Raw genomic sequence first — 19,766 nt, forward strand, 5'->3', positions numbered from 1 at the left:
GTGAGTGCTCTGGTCAGATCTGGACGTCCACGAGGAACGGTCCGGGGTGGGACAGCATCCGGCCCACGGCGGCGACCGCCTCGTCCGGCTTCTCCACGCGCATCCCGCCGGCGCCGAGCGACCGGGCCAGTCCGGCGAAGTCGATCTCGGGGTGGGAGAGGTCGAAGGAGCCCGGGAAGCCGTGCTCCGGGATGTCCCGCTCCCGCCAGTACTGGGCGATGTTGTCGTCCAGCAGCCGGTACTTGCGGTTGTTGCACACCACGAACTTGGCGTCGATGCCGTGCCGGGCCGCCGTCCACAGCGCCTGGTACGTGTACATGGACCCGCCGTCGCCCGCGAAGCCGACCACCAGCCGCTCCGGCCGGGCCAGCTTGGCCCCGACCGCGCCCGGGAAGCCCACGCCGAGCGAACCGCCCCGGGTGAGGTGGTAGTCGCCGGGGCGCTCCGCCGGCAGGTACCGGGTGACCAGCGGCGAGGTGGTCAGCGCCTCGTCGAAGACGATCAGGTCCCCGCCGGTGCGCTCGGCCAGGGTCTTCAGGAAGACGGCCATCGGCGTGCCGTCGTCCGCGGCCGACCGCGCCTCCCGCACCTCGCGGACCCGCTCCCGGGTCCGTGCGTCGAGGCGCGCGGCCGCCGCGGCCCGCCGCTGCGGGCCGAGGCTCCGCTCCAGTACGCCGGCCAGCGCGCGCAGCGCCTGCTTGGGATCCGCGGCCAGGCCCAGGTCCACCGGGTGGTTCTTGGCGATCTCGTAGGCGTTGAGGTCGATGTGGACGACCTTGGCGCCCGCCCGGAAGGGGCTCTCCAGCTCGGGGAAGACCTCCGGGAAGACATAGGTGCCGACGATCAGCACGCCGTCGGCGTCCCCGACGAGCTCCTTGCTGTGCGGGCCGAACATGTGCCCGGTCTGGCCCCGCCGCAGCGGGTGCGAGGCCGCGATGTTCACCTCGGACGAGTCGACCTCGTACACGTCGGCGCCCAGCAGCTCGGCGACGGCGACGAGCTCGGCCTGCGCCCCGGAGAGCGCGACCCCGTCCCCGACCAGGACGATCGGCCGCTCGGCGGAGGCGAGCAGCTCGGCCGCCCGCCCCACCGAGGCCGGTGAGGGCGACACGTCGGTGAGCACCTGCGTCGACGGCAGGACGGGCTCGGAGTTGAGCTCGTCCAGCACATCCATCGGCAGCGCCACGAACACGGGCCCGCGGGGCGGGGTGAGCGCGATCTTCACGGCCCGCCGGACGGTGCGCAGGACCGAGTGCCGGTCGGTGACCCGGGTCGCGTACTTGGTCACCGGCTTGGCCATCGCCACCAGATCGGATGCCATCTGCGCGTCCATGGCGTCGTAGCGGACCCCGGCGTCACCGGCGACCACGACGAGCGGGGTGTGGCCGCGCAGCGACTGGTAGAGCATGCCGATGCCGTTGCCCAGGCCGACACCGGAGTGCAGCTGGAGCAGGGCCGCGCCGCCGGTCGCCCGGGCGTACCCGTCGGCGATGCCGGCGGCCACGGTCTCCTGGAGGGCGAGGACGTAGTGGAAGTCCTCCGCCGCGTCCACCGCGTCGAGGAATCCCTGTTCCACCGTCCCCGGATTTCCGAACATCACATTCAGACCGTCGGCCTTGAACTGCTCGATCAGCCTTTCCCGTCCGGGAGTGGCTTCCATGAATTCCCCCTCAACTCTCCGATTTCCCTGCGACTTCCGGGATCACCAGCCGTATCGGGTGAGACCGTCCTCCAGGACTTCCACGATCTTCTGCCCCGTGAGATACGAGTCGGGGGTGGAACGTCCGGTGACGAAGGGGAAATCGACGATGACCGACACCGGCTTGCCGAAATTCCCGTGGTACGCGCCGCGCGGGCCCGTCGCATCGCGCAGGATGTACTCCAGCGGATACGGCGGCGGCCCCATGTTGAAGTCGGTACCGAGGAATCCGGTGCCGTCCTTGTAGTCGTACTCCTTGCAGTGGCCGGTGACGTGCTTGCCCCAGATGATGCTCCGGCGGTCGCCCCAGTCCCGGGCGAAGGCCAGGCAGGCGACGCCGTAGCACTCGGCGGCGACGACCTTGCCGGCCTTCCGGAAGGCCAGGATCAGGGCGTGCACGCGCTCGTTGTTGGCGAGGTCCGCGATCGGGCCGCTGCCGCCGACGATGAGGATCGCGTCGTACCCGGCGATGTCGGCGTCGATTTTGTCGAGATCGCGGTGGTACTGCTCCAGCTTGGGCAGATAGCCCTCGTCGCTCGTGTACGGACGCTCGGGGACCCACGCCTCGATGTCGAGCGGCGAGTCCAGCCGGCTCGACCGCTCGAACTCCCGCCCGAGCCGGGCGTTCTCCTCGGTGGTGACCGAGCGTCCCAGCGGGGGATCGATGTAGTTCGCGTCGAGGCTCGGCGGAAGAGCGTGTGCACGCTTTCCGGTCGGCGTGGCGAATATGACCTCGTAGCCCCGCTCGTCGAACTTCGACACGGGGCCTATCAGTTCCTCGGCCCAGTAACCGTGTTCGGAGACAATGACCAGAATCTTTCTGCTCACGTATTCCTCCAGGCGCCGCCTGTTGTCGTTGGCGTCCCCCACACTGGCCGCGCCCAGGGGCTTCGTCAAAGCGCTGGTATGCGACTTCGTGAGGTAGCGGGCCAGGTCGTGGCGGCACCTCAGGAAGTCGTGCGCAGACGTCAGGAAGTAGCTTCAGGACTACCTGACTTCGGCCGAATCGATGAACCATTCCGCCGGCTCCGACCTATGGTCTGGACGCGCCGTGAATCACAGGCGCCCGAGCCGACTTGATGCACGAGCGACAGCGCGAGCGACAGCACGGGCAAGAGCACGAGGAGAGGGACGGGGACGATGACGATGGACCTGTTGTGCACACACATCGATCAGATACGTCCGGTGAAACCCACGGCCGTGGGCTGCGAGGAGTGCCTCATCGCCGGGGACACCTGGGTGCACCTGCGGATGTGCCTCAGCTGCGGGCACGTCGGATGCTGCGACTCGTCGAGGAACCGTCACGCCACCCGGCACTACCGGACCACCGAGCACGCCATCGCGGCCTCCCACGAGCCCGGCGAGGACTGGGCCTGGTGCTACGCCGACCAGCTGATGCTGGACCCGGCATGAGCGCGGCCCCCGAGAGTTCCGCCGCCACCACCTCGGCGGCCGCGGCCGCCGAACGCGCGGAGCACAAGAAGCCGGTCATCCTCGCCGTGGACGACGACCCGCAGGTGCTGCGCGCCGTCCGCCGCGACCTGCGCAGCGCCTACGGCGACCGCTACCGGGTGCTCGGCGCCTCCTCGGCGGCCGACGCGCTGAAGATCCTGGACTCCCTCGACGAACGCGGACACGACCCGGCGCTGTTCCTCGTGGACCAGCGCATGCCGGACGTGACCGGAGTCGAGTTCCTGCTGGAGGCGGTCAGCCGCTTCCCGGACGCCCGCCGCGTCCTGCTGACGGCCTACGCGGAGACCGATGCCGCGATCACCGCCATCAACCGGGTCCGCCTCGACTACTACCTGCTCAAGCCCTGGGACCCGCCGCACGAGCGGCTCTTCCCGGTCCTGGACGACCTGCTGTCGGACTGGCTGGCCACCTACCGGCCGGCGTACGACGGGATCATCGTCGCCGGCCACCTCGTCTCCCCCGGCACCCACGCCGTACGGGACTTCTTCACCCGCAACGGCCAGCCGTTCCGCTTCCTCAACGTCGAGCGGGACCCCGAGGCGCTGACCCTGATCGCCGCCCAGCCCGACGGGGCACTCCCCCTCGTCCGCTTCCCGGACGGGTCGGTCCTCTCGGCCCCGACCGACACCCAGCTCGCCCAGCGCCTGGGCCTGGCCACCACCGCCTCCCGCCCGCACTACGAGTGCGTCATCGTCGGCGCGGGCCCGGCGGGCCTGGCGGCGGGCGTCTACTCGGCCTCGGAGGGCCTCTCGACCCTCATGCTGGACTCCCGCGCGCCGGGCGGCCAGGCGGGCACGTCCAGCCTGATCGAGAACTACCTCGGCTTCCCCTCGGGCCTCTCCGGCGGCGACCTGACCCGCCGGGCCACCATCCAGGCCTCCCGGTTCGGCGCCGAGATCCTGCACCCCGTGGAAGTGGTCTCGCTGACCCGGGACGACCCGGCCAAGATCCTGACCCTGGCGGACGGCACGGAGATCTCCGCCGAGACGGTGCTGCTGGCCACCGGGGTCTCGTACAACCGCCTCGACGCCCCCGGCGCGGACCGCTTCGAGGGGGCCGGCCTCTACTACGGCGCGGCCACCACGGAGAGCTCGGCCTGCATCTCCCAGCACGTGTTCATCGTCGGCGGGGCCAATTCCGCGGGCCAGGCGGCGGTGCACTTCGCCAAGTACGCCGCCCGCGTCACGATCCTGGTCCGCGCGGCCTCCCTGGACGCGAGCATGTCCCGCTACCTGATCGACGAGATCGACCGCACCCCGAACATCGAGGTGAAGGTGCGCACGACGGTGGTCCGGCTGGACGGCGAGGAGCACCTGGAGCGCCTCACCCTCCACGACGCGGACACGGGCGAGGACACCGAGATCCCGGCCCGCTTCATGTTCACCTTCATCGGCGCCCGCCCGCACACCGACTGGCTCGCGGGCGTCGTCGAGCGCGACGAGTACGGCTTCGTCCTCACCGGCTCGGACCTGATCTCGAACGGCGGCGAGCTCCCGGCCGAGTGGAGCCTGGAGCGCGCCCCGTACCCCCTGGAGACGAGCGTCCCCGGAGTCTTCGCGGCGGGCGACGTCCGTGCCCACTCGGTGAAACGCGTCGCCTCTGGGGTGGGTGAGGGGGCGATGGCCGTCTCGCTGATCCACCGCTACCGCTCGATGGGCTGAGAGCGAACGCCGCGCGCCTTGCGATCAAGGCCGCAGCGGATGCAACGTTGATTACATGATTACAGCCGAACAGAGCGAACAGCTCCGCGCGTGGTTCGCCGAGCGCCTGCCGGTCGACGTCTACGAGTCCCTGGACTCGGTCACCCTCGACCGCGAGGAGATCACGGTCGTCGGCGTCATACCGGCGGCCGAATCGGTCAAGGAGTTCCGCGAACGCACCCGCGAACAGCGCATCGAAGTGGCCCGCGAGGCCGAAGAGCTCTACCGCCGGAAGGTCGCCTGGGGCGTACGGGTGGGTGAGGAGACGACCCTGTTCACCCACCTCGCCGTCCCGGTGATGACCCGGCTGCGCCAGTCCGAGCGCCAGGTCCTCGACACCCTGGTCGCCGGCGGAGTGGCCCGCAGCCGGGCCGACGCCCTCGCCTGGTGCGTCCGGCTCGTCGGCCGCAACACGGACGAGTGGCTGACCGAGCTGCGCGACTCCCTGGACAAGGTCCAGCGGGTCCGCGCCCAGGGCCCTGACGTCTCAGAACCGACCGACTCCATGAAGTCCGGGTCCGAATGACGAATCCGCCCCACGGCGGCGCGTGATCGCGTAAGGCTGGCGACGACCTACACCCAGGGAGAGGCACGCACCCATGACCACCACCGTCGAATACATCCGCTACCGGATCGCATTGGACGACCAGTCGGCCTTCGAGGACGCGTACGCCCGGGCCGCCGAGTCCCTGGCCGCGTCCCCCGAGTGCATCGACTACGAGCTGGCCCGCTGCGAGGAGGAGAAGGAGCGCTACATCCTCCGGATCCGCTGGACCTCGATCGAGGACCACCTGGGCGGGTTCCGCAAGGGCGAGCACTTCCCGGCCTTCTTCAACGCGATCCGTCCGTACGTGACGGCCATCGAGGAGATGCAGCACTACCTCGTGACGGGCGTCGTGGGCACGGGAAAGGCCGCCGGATAACGATGAGCACCACACCCACCATCTACGAGTGGATGGGCGGAGCGGAGGCGATGAACCGCCTCACGGACGCCTTCTACACCCACGCACTGCAGGACGAGATCCTGGCCCCGGTCTTCGCCGGCATGGACTCGGAACACCCGCAGCACGTCGCGGTCTGGCTGTCGGAGGTCTTCGGCGGCCCCGCGGACTACACCGCCCACCACGGCGGCCACCAGCACATGGCCACCAAGCACCTCGGGCGGGCGATCACCGAGCGGCAGCGCCGCCGCTGGGTGGACCTGCTGATGGACACGGCCGACGAGGTCGGCCTCCCGACGGACCCGGAATTCCGGGGGGTGTTCGCCTACTACATCGAGTGGGGCACCCGCATGGCCCTGATCTACTCGGGCCCCAACCCGCCCCCGGTCGACGCGGCCAAGATCCCGGTCTGGTCCTGGGGCCAAACCCCACCCTGGATCCCGAACAACCCGCAGGACTGACACAGGTGGGGGGCATGCCTTGCGCTTGCCCCCCACCCCAGCCCAGCCGGCGTTCGAGGCGCTCTTTCAGCCCCGCCCGGCCCAACCCAGCCCCGCCGGCGCTTGAGGCGCTCTTTCAGCCCCGCCGGCGCTTGAGGCGCTCTTTCAGCCCCGCCGGCGCTTGAGGCGCTCTTTCAGCCCCGCCGGCGCTTGAGGCGCGGGGTCCGGGGCGGAGCCCCGGCAGCCGGCCCGTGCCCGGCTTCGGCCGCGGCCTCGGCCAGCACCACCACCAGCTCCGGCCCAGCGCCGCCAGGCTCCCGCCCCCGCTCCCGCCAGAAGCCAACGGCTTCCTCCAGCACCTCGCCCAGCGTCTCCCACTCGCCCGGCCGGGCATCCGCATACCCGCGCCACGACGTCACCGCCACCAGCCACCCCCCGCCGGACGGCGTCGGCAACCACGACAGGTCCCGCAGCGCATCGGCCAGCGCGTCCCAGTTCCCGCCGACCCACTCCGGCAGCCGCAAGGCATCCCCGCACCGCCGCATCAGCTCGGCCTTGCCCCGTACCCCGCTCAGGTCCAGCCGTACGGTCGTCCGGCCCGCGGCTTCGGCGGCTTCGAGCGCCGGGGCGAGCGGCTGCGGGTCCAGGCTCATCGGAGAACCGCCTTGAAGGTGTCGTAGTGGTCGTCCGTGTAGAAGAACTCCCCACCCTCACCCGTCACGATCCGCCGGGCTCCGCGATCACGCTCTCCCGGCGTCCGCACGGTGTACTCGTGGTAGTAACCACGTTTCTGCTCGGGCAGGGCCTTCTCGAAGTTCCCGAAGACCGTGCCGTCCTGCCGGTAGGGGTACGGCCCGCCCTTGTCGATGAGCGCGAGCACGTCACGGGCCTGCTGCGGCAGCCCGTCGGCCCGTACGGTGGCCATCCCCTTCGCCCACCCGGGGACCGCCGAGGCACTCGCACTGGCGGCGGCGGCAGGTGCGGGTTTCTGCCCACCACAACCCACCGCACCGACCAGCGCGGCACAGAGGAACAGGGCCCCCAGCAAACGCAGCAACGATCGGGGCACGTTCCGAAAGATCATGCACCGATCGTGCCAAATATCCGATTCGCTAGCGAATCGCCCGGTGGCCTCAGAGTGCGGCCATCTTGGTGTAGGGACTCAGGATTCGCTTCTGAACCGAACCGAAGTCGACGAGAACAGCGATCCCCTCCTCGATTCCGACGACACGGCCGAGGCCGTGCTCATCGTGGGTAACCCGGTCGCCGACGCTGAACTGCCGGATGGGCTGCTCCACGGGGGCCTTGAACGGGCTGGACGGCAAATGGCGGCGAGGTACTGCTGACTTTGTCATTGGAACCAGTATGCGCCCCGCAGGCCGCCGCGCGGTCCGCCGTTCGGATCTCAATTCCAGCACCATCCGCACCGGCGGCGGCCGCAGCGGCCGCCGCGGCCCGTCATGCCCGGTCAGACCTCATCAGTCGTCCGGGTCGGCCCGGTCCAACGCCGGACGCAGCCCGGGGGCCGACTCGGTGAGGAGGTAGTCGGCGACCGCCGTGTCCGTGACGAGACTGGTCACCAGCCCCGACCTCAGCACGGCCCCGATCGCGGAGGCCTTGCGCAGCCCGCCCGCGATCGCCACGACCTCGGGGATCCGCCGCAGCCGGTCCGCCTCGACGGTGATGCACCGCTCGCCGAGGTCCCGGCCGACGCGACGCCCCTCGGCGTCGAACAGGTGCGCGGACATCTCCGCCGCCACGCCCAGCGAGGCGTAGTGCTCCCGCTCCTCGTCGGTCAGCATGTCGTGCACGGTCGAGATGCCCGGCTCCCACGAGCCGATCGACACGGCCGCGACCGTCACCTTGTCGAAGTACTCGAAGGCGCGCGCGATCCCCGTCTGGCTGCGCAGCGCGGCCGCGGTCGCCGGATCGGGCAGCAGCATCGGCGCGTAGATCGGGTGCGCGTCACCGCCGGAGACCTGGGCGGCCCGGCGTACGGCCTCGACCGAACCGCGCTCGGCCGTCCCCGCGTCGTACACGCCGGTCAGCTGCACCACGGTGCACTGCGGCAGCCTGTGCAGGGAGGCGGCCATGTGGATGGTCGACCGCCCCCACGCGAGGCCGAGTACGTCGCCTTCGTTGACCAGCTCGCCCAGCAGGTCGGCCGCGACCGCGCCCAGGTTCTCCGGGTCGGGAGCATCCTCGGTGGTGTCGGCGGGCGACTCCACGACGACGGCGTGCCGGAGCCCGTACCGGGCCCGGAGCGCGTCCGACCGCTCGGCATCGAGCTCGGCCGGTACCCGGATCTCGATCCGTACGAGGTCACGTTCGAGGGCGGTCTCCAGGACCCGGGCCACCTTGAAGCGGCTCACGCCGAACTCCTCGGCAATCTGGATCTTGGACTTGCCCTCCAGGTAGAAGCGGCGGGCCATGGCCGCCGCCTGCACCAGCTCCGCGGGTCCCATCCGCAGGGCTGACCGTCCCGCCGACATTGCAGACACCGCGCTCTCCTCACTGCTGTTCACACTCTCGACTCGCCGTTCATCCTGTCAGATCCGACGGCCGTTGATCAGCCTGGACAGCTCCCGTTCACCGAGCTGTTCATCAACCCTTGGTTCAGTGGTCGCAAGCCCACGGCGCGGCTGCGATGGCCGCACCCGCCTGGTCACGCAGCGTGCGCACGGCGGTGGCCGGATCGACCGCTCCGTAGACCGCGCTGCCCGCCACGAACACGTCCGCGCCGGCCTCGGCACAGCGTTCGATGGTCGAGGCGGAGACCCCGCCGTCCACCTGGAGCCACAGCTCCAGACCGTGCTTGGCGATCAGCTCCCGGGTACGGCGGATCTTCGGGAGCATGATGTCCAGAAAGGGCTGGCCGCCGAAGCCGGGCTCGACCGTCATGATCAGCAGCATGTCGAGCTCGGGGAGGATGTCCTCGTACTGTTCGATCGGCGTCGCGGGCTTGAGGGCCATCGAGGCGCGCGCCCCCTTGGCCCGGATCTCCCGCGCGAGCCGCACGGGCGCGGCGGCGGCCTCGGCGTGGAAGGTGACCGAACCCGCGCCGGCCTCCACGTACTGGGGGGCCCAGCGGTCCGGGTCCTCGATCATCAGGTGAAGGTCCAGCGGGATGTCCGTGGCCCTGCTCAGGGATTCCACGATCGGCATACCGAGGGTCAGGTTCGGGACGAAATGGTTGTCCATGACGTCGACATGCAGCCAGTCGGCCCCCTCGACGGCCTTCGCCTCCTCGGCGAGTCTGGCGAAGTCGGCGGACAGGATGCTGGGATAAATCTGAGCGGCCATGCCCCAAGCCTGCCATGCCCCCACCGGGTTCCGGCCACGACCCCGCAAGTCGCCCCGCGCACGACGGGACGGGACGACCGGGCACGGTACAGCCGGGACCAGGCGATGCGGGAGCGACCCCGGGGGGACGGGATCCGGCCGGGCGGGGTCGGGGCCGCGAAGGCACCGAAGAAGCGGGAGCCGGCCGGGGCGGGGTCCGGACGGCACTGCGGTCAGTTCCGTCCGGGCCGCGTATCGACCGGGTATCGGCCGGGTTCCGCTCCGCGGGGGCCCGGCCCGGCTACGCCGTGCGCCTCAGCAGCGCCAGGTACATCGCGTCCGTGCCGTGCAGGTGGGGCCAGAGCTGGACGTCCGGGCCGTCGCCCAGGGCCGGGACGCCCGACATGAAGGGCCTCGCGTCGATCAGTTCCGCGGATACCGGGGACTGGCCCGCGCCGCGGCCCTTCAGGACGTCGTCCACGACGACCCGGGTCTCCGCCAGGTGCGGCGAGCAGGTCGCGTAGCCGACGATGCCGCCCACCCGCACGGCCGACAGCGCCTCGCGCAGCAGCCCGCGCTGGAGCGGCGCGAAGGCTTCCAGGTCCTCCGGGCGGCGGCGCCAGCGGGCCTCCGGGCGGCGGCGCAGCGCGCCGAGGCCCGAGCACGGGACGTCCATCAGGACGCGGTCGAAGGAGCCCGGCAGCCATGCCGGGCGGGTGCCGTCGGCGGCGATGACCTGGTACGGGCCCGGGTTGCCCGCGAGCGAGCGCTCCACGAGCCGGGCCCGGTGCGGCTGCTTCTCCGAGGCCAGCAGGAACGCTCCGCGCTGCGCCGCGAGCGCCGCGAGCAGCGCCGCCTTGCCGCCCGGGCCGGCGCATCCGTCGAGCCACCGCTCGTCGCGGCCCTCGACCGGTGCGGCCGCCAGGGCCATGGCCACCAGCTGGCTGCCCTCGTCCTGCACGCCCGCGCGGCCCTCGCGGACCGCCTCCAGCGCGCCCGGCTCGCCGCCCTCGGCCATCCGGACGGCGTACGGCGACCAGCGGCCCGGCAGTGCCGAGTCCTCGCCGACCGCCTCCAGCAGTTCCTCCGGCGTGGACCGGCCCGGGCGGGCCACCAGGGTCACCTCGGGCCGTTCGTTGTCGGCCTCCAGCAGGTCCTCGATGCCCGCGCGTCCGCCGCCCAGCGAGTCCCACAGGGCGCTGACGACCCACCTGGGGTGCGAGTGGTACACCGCGAGGTGTTCCTCGGCGTCGTCCTCGTAGGGCGGGGCTACGCGCTCCAGCCAGGCGTCCAGGTCGTGCGCGGCGATCTTCCGCAGGACGGCGTTCACGAACTTGGCGCGCCCGTCCCCGAGCACCACCCGGGCCAGTTCCACGCTCGCCGAGACCGCCGCGTGCGTGGGGATGCGGGTGCCGAGGAGCTGGTGGGCGCCGAGCGAGAGCACGTCCAGCACCGGCGGGTCGACCTCCCGCAGCGGGCGGTCGATGCAGGCCTTGATGACGGCGTCGTAGGTGCCCTGGCGGCGCAGTGTCCCGTAGACCAGCTCGGTGGCCAGCGCCGCGTCGCGCGCCTGGAAGTTCTCGTCCTGGCGGGCCTTCCTGAGCAGGGGCGGCAGCACGAGGTTGGCGTAGGCGTCGCGCTCGTCCACCGCCCGCAGCACCTCGAAGGCCAGCATCCGGACGGGGTCCTTCTGGGGCCGGCGGTAGGGCTTGGCCTGCTTGCCGCCCGCGCCTGCGGGGGCAGGCTTGCGTCGGGGCTGACGGGGCTGTTCGCTCACGTGAAAGGTGCTCCGGGGTTATGAGTGCTACGAGTGCTACGGGTGGTGCCGGTCCTGCGGGTCCTGCAAGGTGCGTGGTGCGTGGGGACGTCCGCACTCGGGCGGCGTCGTCCCCACCGATCAGCCTACGTCGGCTCCGCCGAGCCGCTCGCCGGGAGCGATCCGCACCCCGCGCGCCCAGTCGGCGGCCCGCATCGGCTTCTTGCCCTGCGGCTGCACCCACAGCAGCTCCACGGCGTGCGAGCCGGTGCCGGCGTACACGTTGTTCTTGGCGGGGGCCAGCTCGCCCGGTTCCAGCTCCGTGCGGTCGGGGACCAGGCCCAGCGAGATCAGCTTGAGGCGTTCCCCGCGGAAGACGGTCCACGCGCCCGGGGCCGGCGTGCAGCCGCGGACGACGCGGTCGGCGCGCATCGCGGGAGCGGTCCAGTCGATCCGGGCGTCCTCCACGGTGATCTTGGGCGCGTGGGAGATCCCGTCGTGGGGCTGCTCGACGGCGCGCAGGGTGCCGTCCTCGATGCCGTCCATGGTGGCGGCCAGCAGTCCGGACCCGGCGAAGGCGAGCCGGGTGAGCAGGTCGCCGCTGGTGTCGGTGGGCCGGATCTCCTCGGTGAGGATGCCGTAGACCGGGCCGGTGTCCAGGCCCTCCTCGATGCGGAAGGTGGAGGCGCCGGTGACCTGGTCCCCCGCGATGATCGACTGCTGGACGGGCGCGGCTCCGCGCCATGCGGGCAGCAGTGAGAAGTGCAGGTTGACCCAGCCGTGCCGGGGGATGTCGAGGGCGCTCTTGGGGATCAGGGCGCCGTAGGCGACGACCGGGCAGCAGTCCGGGTCGATCTCGCGCAGCCGGGCCTGGAAGTCGGGGTCGCGGGGGCGGGCGGGCTTGAGCACCTCGATGCCCGCTTCCTCCGCGCGTTCGGCGACCGGGCTGGCGACGAGGCGGCGGCCGCGGCCGGCCGGTGCGTCGGGCCGGGTGATGACGGCGGCGACCTCGTGCCGCCCGGAGGCGATCAGGGCGTCCAGGGCGGGTACGGCGACCTCGGGGGTGCCTGCGAAGACGAGCTTCACTGGGGACTACCTCGCTATCTCGGCTGTCAGCAGCGCACCAGTCTATGGGGCGCGGGTCGGGCCGCCCACCTGTGGGTTTGAGGGGGCGTACACACATGCGCGCGCCCCTCGCATATGCCGACACGCCCCCATTGCGTGACCTGGGCGACGGGTGGCGCGTTGTCAAGAGAGATTGACCGAAACGGGCCGCGTGTGAACGGTGTCTGCGGCCCGATCCGCCCTTCAGCACCGGTTCGAGAGGCTTCTTCATGGCCGACCACGCCACCCACGACGCTCAAGCCCGGGCCAGCCTGCACCTCCTGGTACGGGACATCGAGCGGGTTCGCCGGCAGGTGGATGCCCTGCGTACGCTCACCGCCCAGCTCGGCAACGTGTACCGCCCGCGCCGATCGGGTCCCTCCACCGGCTTCGTCGTCTACGGCCGGGCGCCCGCGCCGACCGTCCGCCTCGCTCAGGAGCTGCGGGACAGCGTCGAGACGCTGGTCACCGCGGCGGTGGACTTCGACCGCTCGCTCGGTTTCTCGTGGGACGCGGTCGGTTCGGCGCTCGGAGTCACCAAGCAGGCCGTGCACCGCCGCTACGGGGCCCGGCGGGCGCAGTCCGCCGAGTCCGCGGAGCCGGTGGCCGAGGGGACGGCCACCCGGACCCTGGGACCGCTGCCGACCGTCCCGGCGGCCCGCTCGATGCCGCCGCAGCCGGTGCGCGAGGAGGCCCAGGCGGCCGCGGCCGGGGGTGCTCCCGGGCGGGGTCTCGCAGAGGCTCCCCGCTCCCCCGCCTTCCCCGGTCCGCGCACCGGCTGAGGGCTGTCCTGCCGCCGGGACGCCGACACCCGACGGCCGGCCGCGCCCGCGCGGCGCGCCCGAGTCCGCCCCCGGTGGGACGACCGTACGGGTCGTCCCACCGGGGGTTTCGGTGTTCGGCGGTCAGCCGATGTCGGGCGGGTCGATCCGGACCCGGACGGCCTCCGCCGCCGGAACCCCCTTCGCCAGCCGGGCCGCCTGCGCCGACTTCAGGGCAGCCGCCAGGGCGGCTCCGCTGCCCGGTGGGACCCGGACCAGCGCCCGCTCCCCCGGGGACGGCTCCCCGCGCCGCCCGGGGAGTGGCACCGGTCCCAGGATCTCCGCGTCGGGCGGCAGTCCGGCTCCGGCCAGAAAGGCCTCCACGGCCTCCCCCCGGCCGGCCACCGCAGCCATCCGGGACACCGGCGGGAAGCCGAGCTGCGACCGCTCCGCGAGCTCGCGGACGGCATGGCCCACCGGGTCCCACCGGACCAGCGCCTGGACGGGCCGCAGCGTGGGTTCGGCGACCACCACGACCTGGCCGTCGCCCCGGACCAGGGAGGCGGCGCCGATCCACCGCCGCAGCGCGTCCTCGCCGGCCCGCAGATCGGGCCGGGTGAGCATGGCCCAGCCGTCGAGCAGCAGCGCGGCCGCGTACCCGGCGCCCGCCGCCACCGGCTCGGCGCCCGGGGTGCACACCACCAGCGCGGGCCGGTCCGGCACCTCGTCGAGGACGTGGTCGCGCCCGGAGGTCCGTACGGCCACGGCCGGGAAGGCGCGTCCCAGTTCCTCGGCGGTGCGCCGCGCGCCGACCACCTGGGCCCGCAGCCGGAACGATCCGCATTCCTCGCAGTGCCAGGACGGCTCGCCCCGTCCGCACCATCCGCACCTCAGGTCCCGCTCGTCGGGGGCCTCCAGAGGTCCCGCGCAGACCGTGCAGCGGGCGGGGGTGCGGCAGCGCTCGCACGCCAGCCGGGGCACGTAGCCCCGCCGCGGTACCTGTACCAGTACGGGCCCGGTCTTCAGCCCTTCCCGTACGGTCTCCCAGGCCAGGCTCGGCAGGCGCGCGGCGCGGGCGGCCTCGTCGCGGGCGAGCAGCTCGTCCCCGACGGTCCGGATCCGGGGCGCGCAGGCCCGTACGGTCTCGCGGTCGGCGATCAGGGGCCTGGCCCAGCCGGACTCGACCAGCTGGGCGGCCTCGACGGTGCAGCTGGTGCTGCCCGCGAGGAATCCGCAGCCGTCGTTGACGGCGCGCAGTTCGAGTACCTCCCGGACGTGCGGGAAGGGAGCGTTGTCGTCGCTGTGGCTGGAGTCGCCGTCGTCCCAGACGGCGACCAGTCCGAGGTCCCGCACGGGGGCGAACATCGCGGCCCGGGTGCCGATGACGGCCCGCACGGAGCCCCGGTGCACCGCCAGCCATTGGCGGTAGCGCTTCTCGGGCCCCGACTCGGCGGTCAGCAGCGCGTGCCTGCCTTCGCCGAGGAGGGCGGTCAGGGCCGCGTCGACGCGGGCGGCGGTCCGCCCGTCGGGGAGCACGGCGAGGGCGCCGCGCCCGGAGGCCAGGGTGGCGGCCATGGCGCGGGCGAGTTCGTCGGCCCAGCCGGGGCCGGGCAGTGCGGTCCACACGGCGCGCGGGGTGCCGCCGGTGGCGAGGGCGCGCAGGAAGCCGGGCCCGGCGCCGTACCGCGCCCAGCCGGCGGGCTCGGGGGCGGGGGGCGGCGGCAGGGGTTCCGGTGAGGGCTTGGCCTCGGCGCGGGCGCTCCGTGCGGGCAGGGCGAGCTGGAGCACGTCGGCGAGGCTGCCCGCGTACCGGTCGGCGACGGCCCGGGCGAGGGCGAGCATGCGGGGGCTGAGGACCACCTCGGGCGAGACCACGTGGGCGAGGGCGGCCAGTGCGCCGTCGTAGTCGGACTCGGCACGGCGCTCGACGATGAAGCCGTCGATGAGGCCGCCGCCCTCGCGGCGGCCGCCGTGCACGTGGTGGGAGCCGGCGCCGAACCGGACGCGGACGCGGACGCCGGGCTGGGCGGCCTCGGAGAGCTCTTCGGGGACGGCGTAGTCCCAGAGCTGGTCGAGGTGGAGCACGCCCTTGTTCACGAGGATCCGGGCGACGGGCAGCTCGGCGGCGAGGGCGGCGCCGCGCCAGGTGCGCGGCTTCGCCTTGGGCGCCTTGGCCTTCGCCTCGGCGACCATTTCCCGGATCAGGGCGAGCTGCTCCGGCGGGGACTCATTCGCGCTGCTCACATCAGCATTCTTACCAAAGTCCACTGACAGGCACGGCATGCGAACGGCCCCGGACCAGCTGGTCCGGGGCCGTTCGGCGATCGTCCGTGGACGAGGGGTGTTACAGGCCGGCGGCCGTGCGCAGCGCGTCCACGCGGTCGGTGCGCTCCCAGGTGAAGTCCGGCAGCTCACGGCCGAAGTGGCCGTAGGCGGCGGTCTGGGCGTAGATCGGGCGCAGCAGGTCCAGGTCGCGGATGATCGCGGCCGGGCGCAGGTCGAAGACCTCGCCGATCGCGTCCTCGATCTTCTGGACCTCCACCTTGGCGGTGCCGAAGGTCTCGACGAAGAGACCGACGGGCTCGGCCTTGCCGATGGCGTACGCGACCTGCACCTCGCAGCGCGCGGCGAGACCGGCGGCGACCACGTTCTTGGCGACCCAGCGCATGGCGTAGGCGGCGGAGCGGTCGACCTTCGACGGGTCCTTGCCGGAGAAGGCGCCGCCACCGTGGCGGGCCATGCCGCCGTAGGTGTCGATGATGATCTTGCGGCCGGTGAGGCCGGCGTCGCCCATCGGGCCGCCGATCTCGAAGCGGCCGGTGGGGTTCACCAGGAGGCGGTAGCCCTCGGTGTCGAGCTTGATGCCGTCCTCGACGAGCTGGGCCAGGACGTGCTCGACGACGAACTCGCGGATGTCGGGAGCGAGCAGCGAGTCGAGGTCGATGTCCGAGGCGTGCTGCGAGGAGACCACGACGGTGTCCAGGCGCACGGCCTTGTCACCGTCGTACTCGATGGTGACCTGGGTCTTGCCGTCGGGGCGCAGGTACGGGATGGTCCCGTTCTTGCGGACCTCGGACAGCCGGCGGGACAGCCGGTGCGCGATGTGGATCGGCAGCGGCATGAGCTCGGGGGTCTCGTCGCAGGCGTAGCCGAACATCAGGCCCTGGTCGCCCGCGCCCTGCTTGTCCAGCTCGTCCTCGTCGCCCTCGACGCGCTTCTCGTAGGCGGTGTCGACGCCCTGCGCGATGTCCGGGGACTGGGCGCCGATGGACACCGACACGCCGCAGGAGGCGCCGTCGAAGCCCTTCTTGGAGGAGTCGTAGCCGATCTCGAGGATCTTGTCCCGGACGAGCTGCGCGATCGGCGCGTAGGCCTTCGTCGTCACCTCTCCCGCGATGTGCACGAGACCCGTGGTGATCAACGTCTCCACGGCGACGCGCGAAGTGGGGTCCTCGGTGAGGAGCGCGTCGAGGATCGTGTCGCTGATCTGGTCAGCGATCTTGTCGGGGTGGCCCTCGGTGACGGACTCCGAGGTGAACAGACGACGGGACACAACGCTCCCTGGGGTTGCAGCGGCTGCTGGCTGATCATTTGGCGGAACCACATCGGGGGCTGCGCCCGATCACGTTCCGGATGCAGTTTATCGGTCGCCACTGTTTCCTGGACCACCCGTCTCGCCTTATGGGAGCCGTGTGACCTGCGGCACTCCCATTCTTACGCACAGAGGTGACCTGGAGAAGGGGAATCGGCCCAGGCGCGTCGCGGCTACAGCCGGGCGGCCACCTGGTCCCAAATCACCTCGGCCAGAGCCTCCTTCGGACCATAGGGCACTTGAGTCTCAGAGCCATCAGAGGCCAGGATGACCGCTTCGTTCTCCTCAGAACCAAAGGTCCGAGCCTCCCCGACCTCGTTCACGACGAGTAGGTCACAGCCCTTGCGGGCGAGCTTGGCGCGGCCGTTCGCGAGGACGTCGTCGGTCTCGGCGGCGAATCCCACGACCACCTGACCGGCCCTGGCGCGATCGGCCGAGATCTCCGCGAGAACGTCCGGATTGCGTACGAGCGCCACCGGTGCCGGGTCCTGCCCGTCCTTCTTCTTGATCTTTCCACCCGCGTATTCGGCGGGCCGGAAGTCGGCCACGGCCGCGGCCATCACCACGGCGTCGGCGTCCGAGGCGGCCTTGAGCACGGCCTCGCGCAGCTGCACGGCCGTCCCCACGCGCACGACGTCCACCCCGGCCGGGTCGGCCAGCGCGGTGTTGGCCGAGACCAGGGTGACCCGGGCCCCGCGGGCGACGGCGGTACGCGCGAGGGCGTAGCCCTGCTTGCCGGAGGAGCGGTTGCCGAGGAAGCGGACCGGGTCCAGCGGCTCCCGCGTGCCGCCCGCGCTGATCACCACGTGCCGTCCGGCGAGGTCCTGCCAGGCCGCCCCGCGGGCCGGACCCTGCCTCCTCAGGACGTGGCGGCAGACCTCGAAGATCTCCTCGGGGTCGGGCAGCCGCCCCTTGCCGGTGTCCTTGCCGGTGAGCCGGCCGACGGCGGGCTCGATGACGAGGGCGCCGCGCCGGCGCAGCGTGGCCACGTTCTCCTGGGTGGCGGGGTGCTCCCACATCTCGGTGTGCATGGCCGGGGCGAAGACCACCGGGCAGCGGGCGGTGAGCAGGGTGTTCGTGAGCAGGTCGTCGGCGAGTCCGTGGGCGGCCTTGGCCAGCATGTCGGCCGTGGCGGGGGCGACGACCACGAGGTCGGCGTTCTGCCCGATGCGCACGTGCGGCACCTCGTGGACGGATTCCCAGACCTCGGTGGAGGCCGGGTTGCCGGAGAGGGCGGACCAGGTGGCCTCCCCCACGAAGTTCAGGGAGGCCTCGGTGGGCACCACCCGCACGTCGTGGCCGGACTCGGTCAGCCGGCGCAGCAGCTCGCACGCCTTGTAGGCGGCGATCCCGCCACTGACCCCCAGGACGACCTTCGGCTTGTCCACCACGTACTTCCCTTCGACGGCTGCGACGCGTTCGGCTCTGATCGTCGTCGTACCCACCCATGACACACCACAGGCCCGGCAGATGTGCTGCCGGGCCTGTGGTGAAAGGACTTCTGGTGCCTTACTGGGCCGGGGCCTCGATGGCCTCGGAGGTCAGCAGACCCGCGTTGATCTCGCGCAGCGCGATCGAAAGCGGCTTCTCGTGGACGTGGGTGTCCACCAGCGGGCCGACGTACTCGAGCAGGCCCTCACCGAGCTGCGAGTAGTACGCGTTGATCTGACGCGCACGCTTGGCCGCGTAGATCACGAGGCTGTACTTCGAGTCCGTGGCCTCGAGCAGCTCGTCGATCGGCGGGTTGATGATGCCCTCGGGCGCAGTGATGGAAGAGGACACGCTCTACCTTCCGAAGATGGGTGAAAGATGGGGCCGCCCTGGAATCGACCGAATCAAAAAATTCGATCAACGATCAGACAACTGCCATCAAGGCTAGCAGCTCACGCGCTACGTCCTCGACGGAGGTGTTGACCAGGGTGGTGTCGAACTCGGACTCGGCAGCGAGCTCGATCTTGGCGGCGGCGAGCCGGCGCTCGATGACCTCCGCCGATTCGGTGCCCCGGCCGGTGAGCCGGCGGACCAGTTCGTCCCAGCTCGGCGGTGCCAGGAAGACCAGCTGGGCGTCGGGCTTGGACTCGCGGACGAGTCGTGCGCCCTGGAGATCGATCTCCAGCAGTACCGGCTCGCCGTTGTCCAGGCGTTCCAGTACCGCGCCGCGGGGAGTGCCGTAGCGGTTGCCCGCGAACTCGGCCCACTCCAGCAGCTCGCCGTTGGCGATCAGCTTGTCGAACTCGTCGTCATTGACGAAGAAGTAGTGGACTCCGTGTCGCTCACCGGGCCGCGGCTTGCGGGTGGTGGCCGACACCGAGAGCCATACCTCGGGGTGAACCTTGCGCATATGCGCGACGACCGTGCTCTTGCCGACCCCTGAAGGGCCGGAGAGCACGGTCAGCCGCGGACGAACCTCTGCTGCCATAGAGCGATTATCCAGGTTCTCGGGACTGCCTGAGAACGCCGGGAGAACTTCAGGCGACGCCTCAGGCGCCGGTGCTGCCGAACTCGCGCTCCAGAGAGGCGATCTGGTTGGAACCGAGACCTCGGACACGCCGGGACTCGGAGATGCCGAGACGCTCCATGATCTGCTTGGCGCGCACCTTGCCCACGCCAGGCAGAGACTCCAGCAGGGCGGAGACCTTCATCTTGCCGATGACGTCGTTCTCCTGGCCCGTCTTGATGACCTCTTGGAGCGAGGCGCCGGAGTGCTTGAGTCGATTCTTCACCTCGGCCCGCTCCCGGCGAGCCGCGGCGGCCTTTTCGAGCGCGGCTGCGCGCTGTTCAGGGGTAAGGGGCGGAAGAGCCACGCCTACGTCACCTCGGATGTCGAACTGTCGGATACGGACCGGTGGGCACCCCGAAGGCACCACACCAGGCGAGCTCCCGAACAGCGATGGAACTCGTTCGCTGCACGTTCACTCTGGTCGGAGACTAGCGGCCAACACCGCTCCAGTCAGCGAGAACGGACGAAAAGTCCTGGTCAGCCTCCACTGAACCGTACATCACGGACAAAATACCCCG

21 protein-coding genes are annotated in these 19,766 nt (G+C 71.6%); 6 read left to right on the forward strand and 15 right to left on the reverse strand.

Annotation, left to right across the window (positions count from 1 at the left end; genetic code table 11):
• Positions 1 to 13: 13 nt before the first annotated feature.
• Positions 14 to 1,660 (reverse strand): thiamine pyrophosphate-binding protein, encoded by a 1,647-nt coding sequence (locus tag JYK04_RS10490; protein ID WP_189740344.1) that lies wholly within the window; start codon positions 1,658 to 1,660, stop codon positions 14 to 16.
• A 42-nt stretch (positions 1,661 to 1,702) separates the two neighbouring features.
• Positions 1,703 to 2,527 (reverse strand): type 1 glutamine amidotransferase domain-containing protein, encoded by an 825-nt coding sequence (locus JYK04_RS10495; protein ID WP_189740342.1) that lies wholly within the window; start codon positions 2,525 to 2,527, stop codon positions 1,703 to 1,705.
• A 318-nt stretch (positions 2,528 to 2,845) separates the two neighbouring features.
• Between JYK04_RS10495 and JYK04_RS10500 the strand changes: the two genes are divergently transcribed.
• The 5 genes from JYK04_RS10500 (at position 2,846) to JYK04_RS42140 (ending at position 6,274) form a co-directional block, all read left to right on the forward strand.
• Positions 2,846 to 3,112, forward strand: coding sequence for a UBP-type zinc finger domain-containing protein (locus JYK04_RS10500; protein WP_033226151.1), 267 nt, complete (start codon positions 2,846 to 2,848; stop codon positions 3,110 to 3,112).
• The gene (locus tag JYK04_RS10505; protein WP_189740339.1) at positions 3,109 to 4,833 is read left to right on the forward strand and encodes an FAD-dependent oxidoreductase; all 1,725 of its coding nucleotides are present in this window, start codon (positions 3,109 to 3,111) and stop codon (positions 4,831 to 4,833) included. The genes JYK04_RS10500 and JYK04_RS10505 overlap by 4 nt, the downstream gene beginning before the upstream one ends.
• 55 nt (positions 4,834 to 4,888) lie before the next feature.
• Positions 4,889 to 5,398 carry a hypothetical protein gene (locus JYK04_RS10510; RefSeq protein ID WP_030011037.1) on the forward strand — a complete coding sequence of 170 codons (510 nt, stop codon included), beginning with the start codon at positions 4,889 to 4,891 and terminating at the stop codon, positions 5,396 to 5,398.
• 73 nt (positions 5,399 to 5,471) lie between these two features.
• The gene (locus tag JYK04_RS42135; protein ID WP_189740336.1) at positions 5,472 to 5,795 is read left to right on the forward strand and encodes a putative quinol monooxygenase; all 324 of its coding nucleotides are present in this window, start codon (positions 5,472 to 5,474) and stop codon (positions 5,793 to 5,795) included.
• Positions 5,796 to 5,797: 2 nt separating this feature from the next.
• The gene (locus JYK04_RS42140; RefSeq protein ID WP_189740333.1) at positions 5,798 to 6,274 is read left to right on the forward strand and encodes a group II truncated hemoglobin; all 477 of its coding nucleotides are present in this window, start codon (positions 5,798 to 5,800) and stop codon (positions 6,272 to 6,274) included.
• A 173-nt stretch (positions 6,275 to 6,447) separates the two neighbouring features.
• Here the strand turns inward: JYK04_RS42140 and JYK04_RS10525 are convergent, their stop codons facing one another.
• The 7 genes from JYK04_RS10525 to fmt all read right to left on the reverse strand — a co-directional run bounded on the left by JYK04_RS10525 (position 6,448) and on the right by fmt (position 12,377).
• Entirely contained in the window at positions 6,448 to 6,906 is a 459-nt protein-coding gene (locus JYK04_RS10525) for a barstar family protein (protein WP_189740330.1), read from the reverse strand.
• Positions 6,903 to 7,337, reverse strand: a complete 435-nt coding sequence (locus JYK04_RS10530; RefSeq protein ID WP_189740327.1) for a guanyl-specific ribonuclease — start codon at positions 7,335 to 7,337, stop codon at positions 6,903 to 6,905. Before JYK04_RS10530 ends, JYK04_RS10525 begins: the two co-directional genes overlap by 4 nt.
• Positions 7,338 to 7,386: 49 nt before the next feature.
• Positions 7,387 to 7,608, reverse strand: coding sequence for a CarD family transcriptional regulator (locus tag JYK04_RS10535; RefSeq protein WP_189740325.1), 222 nt, complete (start codon positions 7,606 to 7,608; stop codon positions 7,387 to 7,389).
• Positions 7,609 to 7,731: 123 nt separating this feature from the next.
• Positions 7,732 to 8,745: a sugar-binding transcriptional regulator gene (locus tag JYK04_RS10540; protein ID WP_189740535.1), complete on the reverse strand. Its 1,014-nt coding sequence runs from the start codon at positions 8,743 to 8,745 to the stop codon at positions 7,732 to 7,734.
• 124 nt (positions 8,746 to 8,869) lie between these two features.
• On the reverse strand, positions 8,870 to 9,556 hold the full coding sequence (gene rpe / locus JYK04_RS10545) for a ribulose-phosphate 3-epimerase (protein ID WP_189740322.1): 687 nt from the start codon (positions 9,554 to 9,556) through the stop codon (positions 8,870 to 8,872).
• A gap of 280 nt (positions 9,557 to 9,836) precedes the next feature.
• Positions 9,837 to 11,312, reverse strand: a complete 1,476-nt coding sequence (locus tag JYK04_RS10550) for an RsmB/NOP family class I SAM-dependent RNA methyltransferase (RefSeq protein WP_189740319.1) — start codon at positions 11,310 to 11,312, stop codon at positions 9,837 to 9,839.
• Between the two features lie 120 nt (positions 11,313 to 11,432).
• Complete coding sequence (fmt, locus tag JYK04_RS10555; protein WP_189740316.1) at positions 11,433 to 12,377, reverse strand: methionyl-tRNA formyltransferase; 945 nt, start codon at positions 12,375 to 12,377, stop codon at positions 11,433 to 11,435.
• A 248-nt stretch (positions 12,378 to 12,625) separates the two neighbouring features.
• Between fmt and JYK04_RS10560 the strand changes: the two genes are divergently transcribed.
• Positions 12,626 to 13,177, forward strand: coding sequence for a hypothetical protein (locus tag JYK04_RS10560; protein ID WP_189740313.1), 552 nt, complete (start codon positions 12,626 to 12,628; stop codon positions 13,175 to 13,177).
• 123 nt (positions 13,178 to 13,300) lie between these two features.
• On the opposite strand, the gene JYK04_RS10565 is transcribed toward JYK04_RS10560, so the two are convergent.
• From JYK04_RS10565 to JYK04_RS10590, 6 genes are all read right to left on the reverse strand, one after another.
• The gene (locus JYK04_RS10565; RefSeq protein ID WP_189740310.1) at positions 13,301 to 15,439 is read right to left on the reverse strand and encodes a primosomal protein N'; all 2,139 of its coding nucleotides are present in this window, start codon (positions 15,437 to 15,439) and stop codon (positions 13,301 to 13,303) included.
• A gap of 61 nt (positions 15,440 to 15,500) precedes the next feature.
• The gene (metK, locus tag JYK04_RS10570) at positions 15,501 to 16,709 is read right to left on the reverse strand and encodes a methionine adenosyltransferase (RefSeq protein WP_189740308.1); all 1,209 of its coding nucleotides are present in this window, start codon (positions 16,707 to 16,709) and stop codon (positions 15,501 to 15,503) included.
• A 212-nt stretch (positions 16,710 to 16,921) separates the two neighbouring features.
• Positions 16,922 to 18,136, reverse strand: a complete 1,215-nt coding sequence (gene coaBC, locus JYK04_RS10575; protein ID WP_189740532.1) for a bifunctional phosphopantothenoylcysteine decarboxylase/phosphopantothenate--cysteine ligase CoaBC — start codon at positions 18,134 to 18,136, stop codon at positions 16,922 to 16,924.
• Between the two features lie 121 nt (positions 18,137 to 18,257).
• A complete protein-coding gene (gene rpoZ, locus JYK04_RS10580; RefSeq protein ID WP_004948662.1) occupies positions 18,258 to 18,530 on the reverse strand; it encodes a DNA-directed RNA polymerase subunit omega in 273 nt (90 codons plus the stop codon).
• A gap of 73 nt (positions 18,531 to 18,603) precedes the next feature.
• The gene (gmk, locus tag JYK04_RS10585) at positions 18,604 to 19,167 is read right to left on the reverse strand and encodes a guanylate kinase (protein ID WP_030008745.1); all 564 of its coding nucleotides are present in this window, start codon (positions 19,165 to 19,167) and stop codon (positions 18,604 to 18,606) included.
• Positions 19,168 to 19,228: 61 nt separating this feature from the next.
• Positions 19,229 to 19,552: an integration host factor gene (locus JYK04_RS10590; RefSeq protein ID WP_030008746.1), complete on the reverse strand. Its 324-nt coding sequence runs from the start codon at positions 19,550 to 19,552 to the stop codon at positions 19,229 to 19,231.
• Between the last annotated feature and the right edge of the window lie 214 nt (positions 19,553 to 19,766).

The organism is Streptomyces nojiriensis, from assembly GCF_017639205.1.
GTDB classification, from domain to species: domain Bacteria; phylum Actinomycetota; class Actinomycetes; order Streptomycetales; family Streptomycetaceae; genus Streptomyces; species Streptomyces nojiriensis.

What these genes read in the sequence shown, in the direction of transcription:
- JYK04_RS42140 (WP_189740333.1), top strand. Translation starts at nt 5,798, where the DNA reads ATGAGCACCACACCCACCATCTACGAGTGGATGGGCGGAGCGGAGGCG.
- JYK04_RS10525 (WP_189740330.1), bottom strand. Translation starts at nt 6,906, where the DNA reads ATGAGCCTGGACCCGCAGCCGCTCGCCCCGGCGCTCGAAGCCGCCGAA.
- JYK04_RS10560 (WP_189740313.1), top strand. Translation starts at nt 12,626, where the DNA reads ATGGCCGACCACGCCACCCACGACGCTCAAGCCCGGGCCAGCCTGCAC.
- JYK04_RS10505 (WP_189740339.1), top strand. Translation starts at nt 3,109, where the DNA reads ATGAGCGCGGCCCCCGAGAGTTCCGCCGCCACCACCTCGGCGGCCGCG.
- JYK04_RS10535 (WP_189740325.1), bottom strand. Translation starts at nt 7,608, where the DNA reads ATGACAAAGTCAGCAGTACCTCGCCGCCATTTGCCGTCCAGCCCGTTC.
- JYK04_RS10500 (WP_033226151.1), top strand. Translation starts at nt 2,846, where the DNA reads ATGGACCTGTTGTGCACACACATCGATCAGATACGTCCGGTGAAACCC.
- JYK04_RS10510 (WP_030011037.1), top strand. Translation starts at nt 4,889, where the DNA reads ATGATTACAGCCGAACAGAGCGAACAGCTCCGCGCGTGGTTCGCCGAG.
- JYK04_RS10490 (WP_189740344.1), bottom strand. Translation starts at nt 1,660, where the DNA reads ATGGAAGCCACTCCCGGACGGGAAAGGCTGATCGAGCAGTTCAAGGCC.
- JYK04_RS10530 (WP_189740327.1), bottom strand. Translation starts at nt 7,337, where the DNA reads ATGATCTTTCGGAACGTGCCCCGATCGTTGCTGCGTTTGCTGGGGGCC.
- JYK04_RS10540 (WP_189740535.1), bottom strand. Translation starts at nt 8,745, where the DNA reads ATGTCGGCGGGACGGTCAGCCCTGCGGATGGGACCCGCGGAGCTGGTG.
- rpe (WP_189740322.1), bottom strand. Translation starts at nt 9,556, where the DNA reads ATGGCCGCTCAGATTTATCCCAGCATCCTGTCCGCCGACTTCGCCAGA.
- JYK04_RS42135 (WP_189740336.1), top strand. Translation starts at nt 5,472, where the DNA reads ATGACCACCACCGTCGAATACATCCGCTACCGGATCGCATTGGACGAC.
- JYK04_RS10565 (WP_189740310.1), bottom strand. Translation starts at nt 15,439, where the DNA reads ATGCCGTGCCTGTCAGTGGACTTTGGTAAGAATGCTGATGTGAGCAGC.
- gmk (WP_030008745.1), bottom strand. Translation starts at nt 19,167, where the DNA reads ATGGCAGCAGAGGTTCGTCCGCGGCTGACCGTGCTCTCCGGCCCTTCA.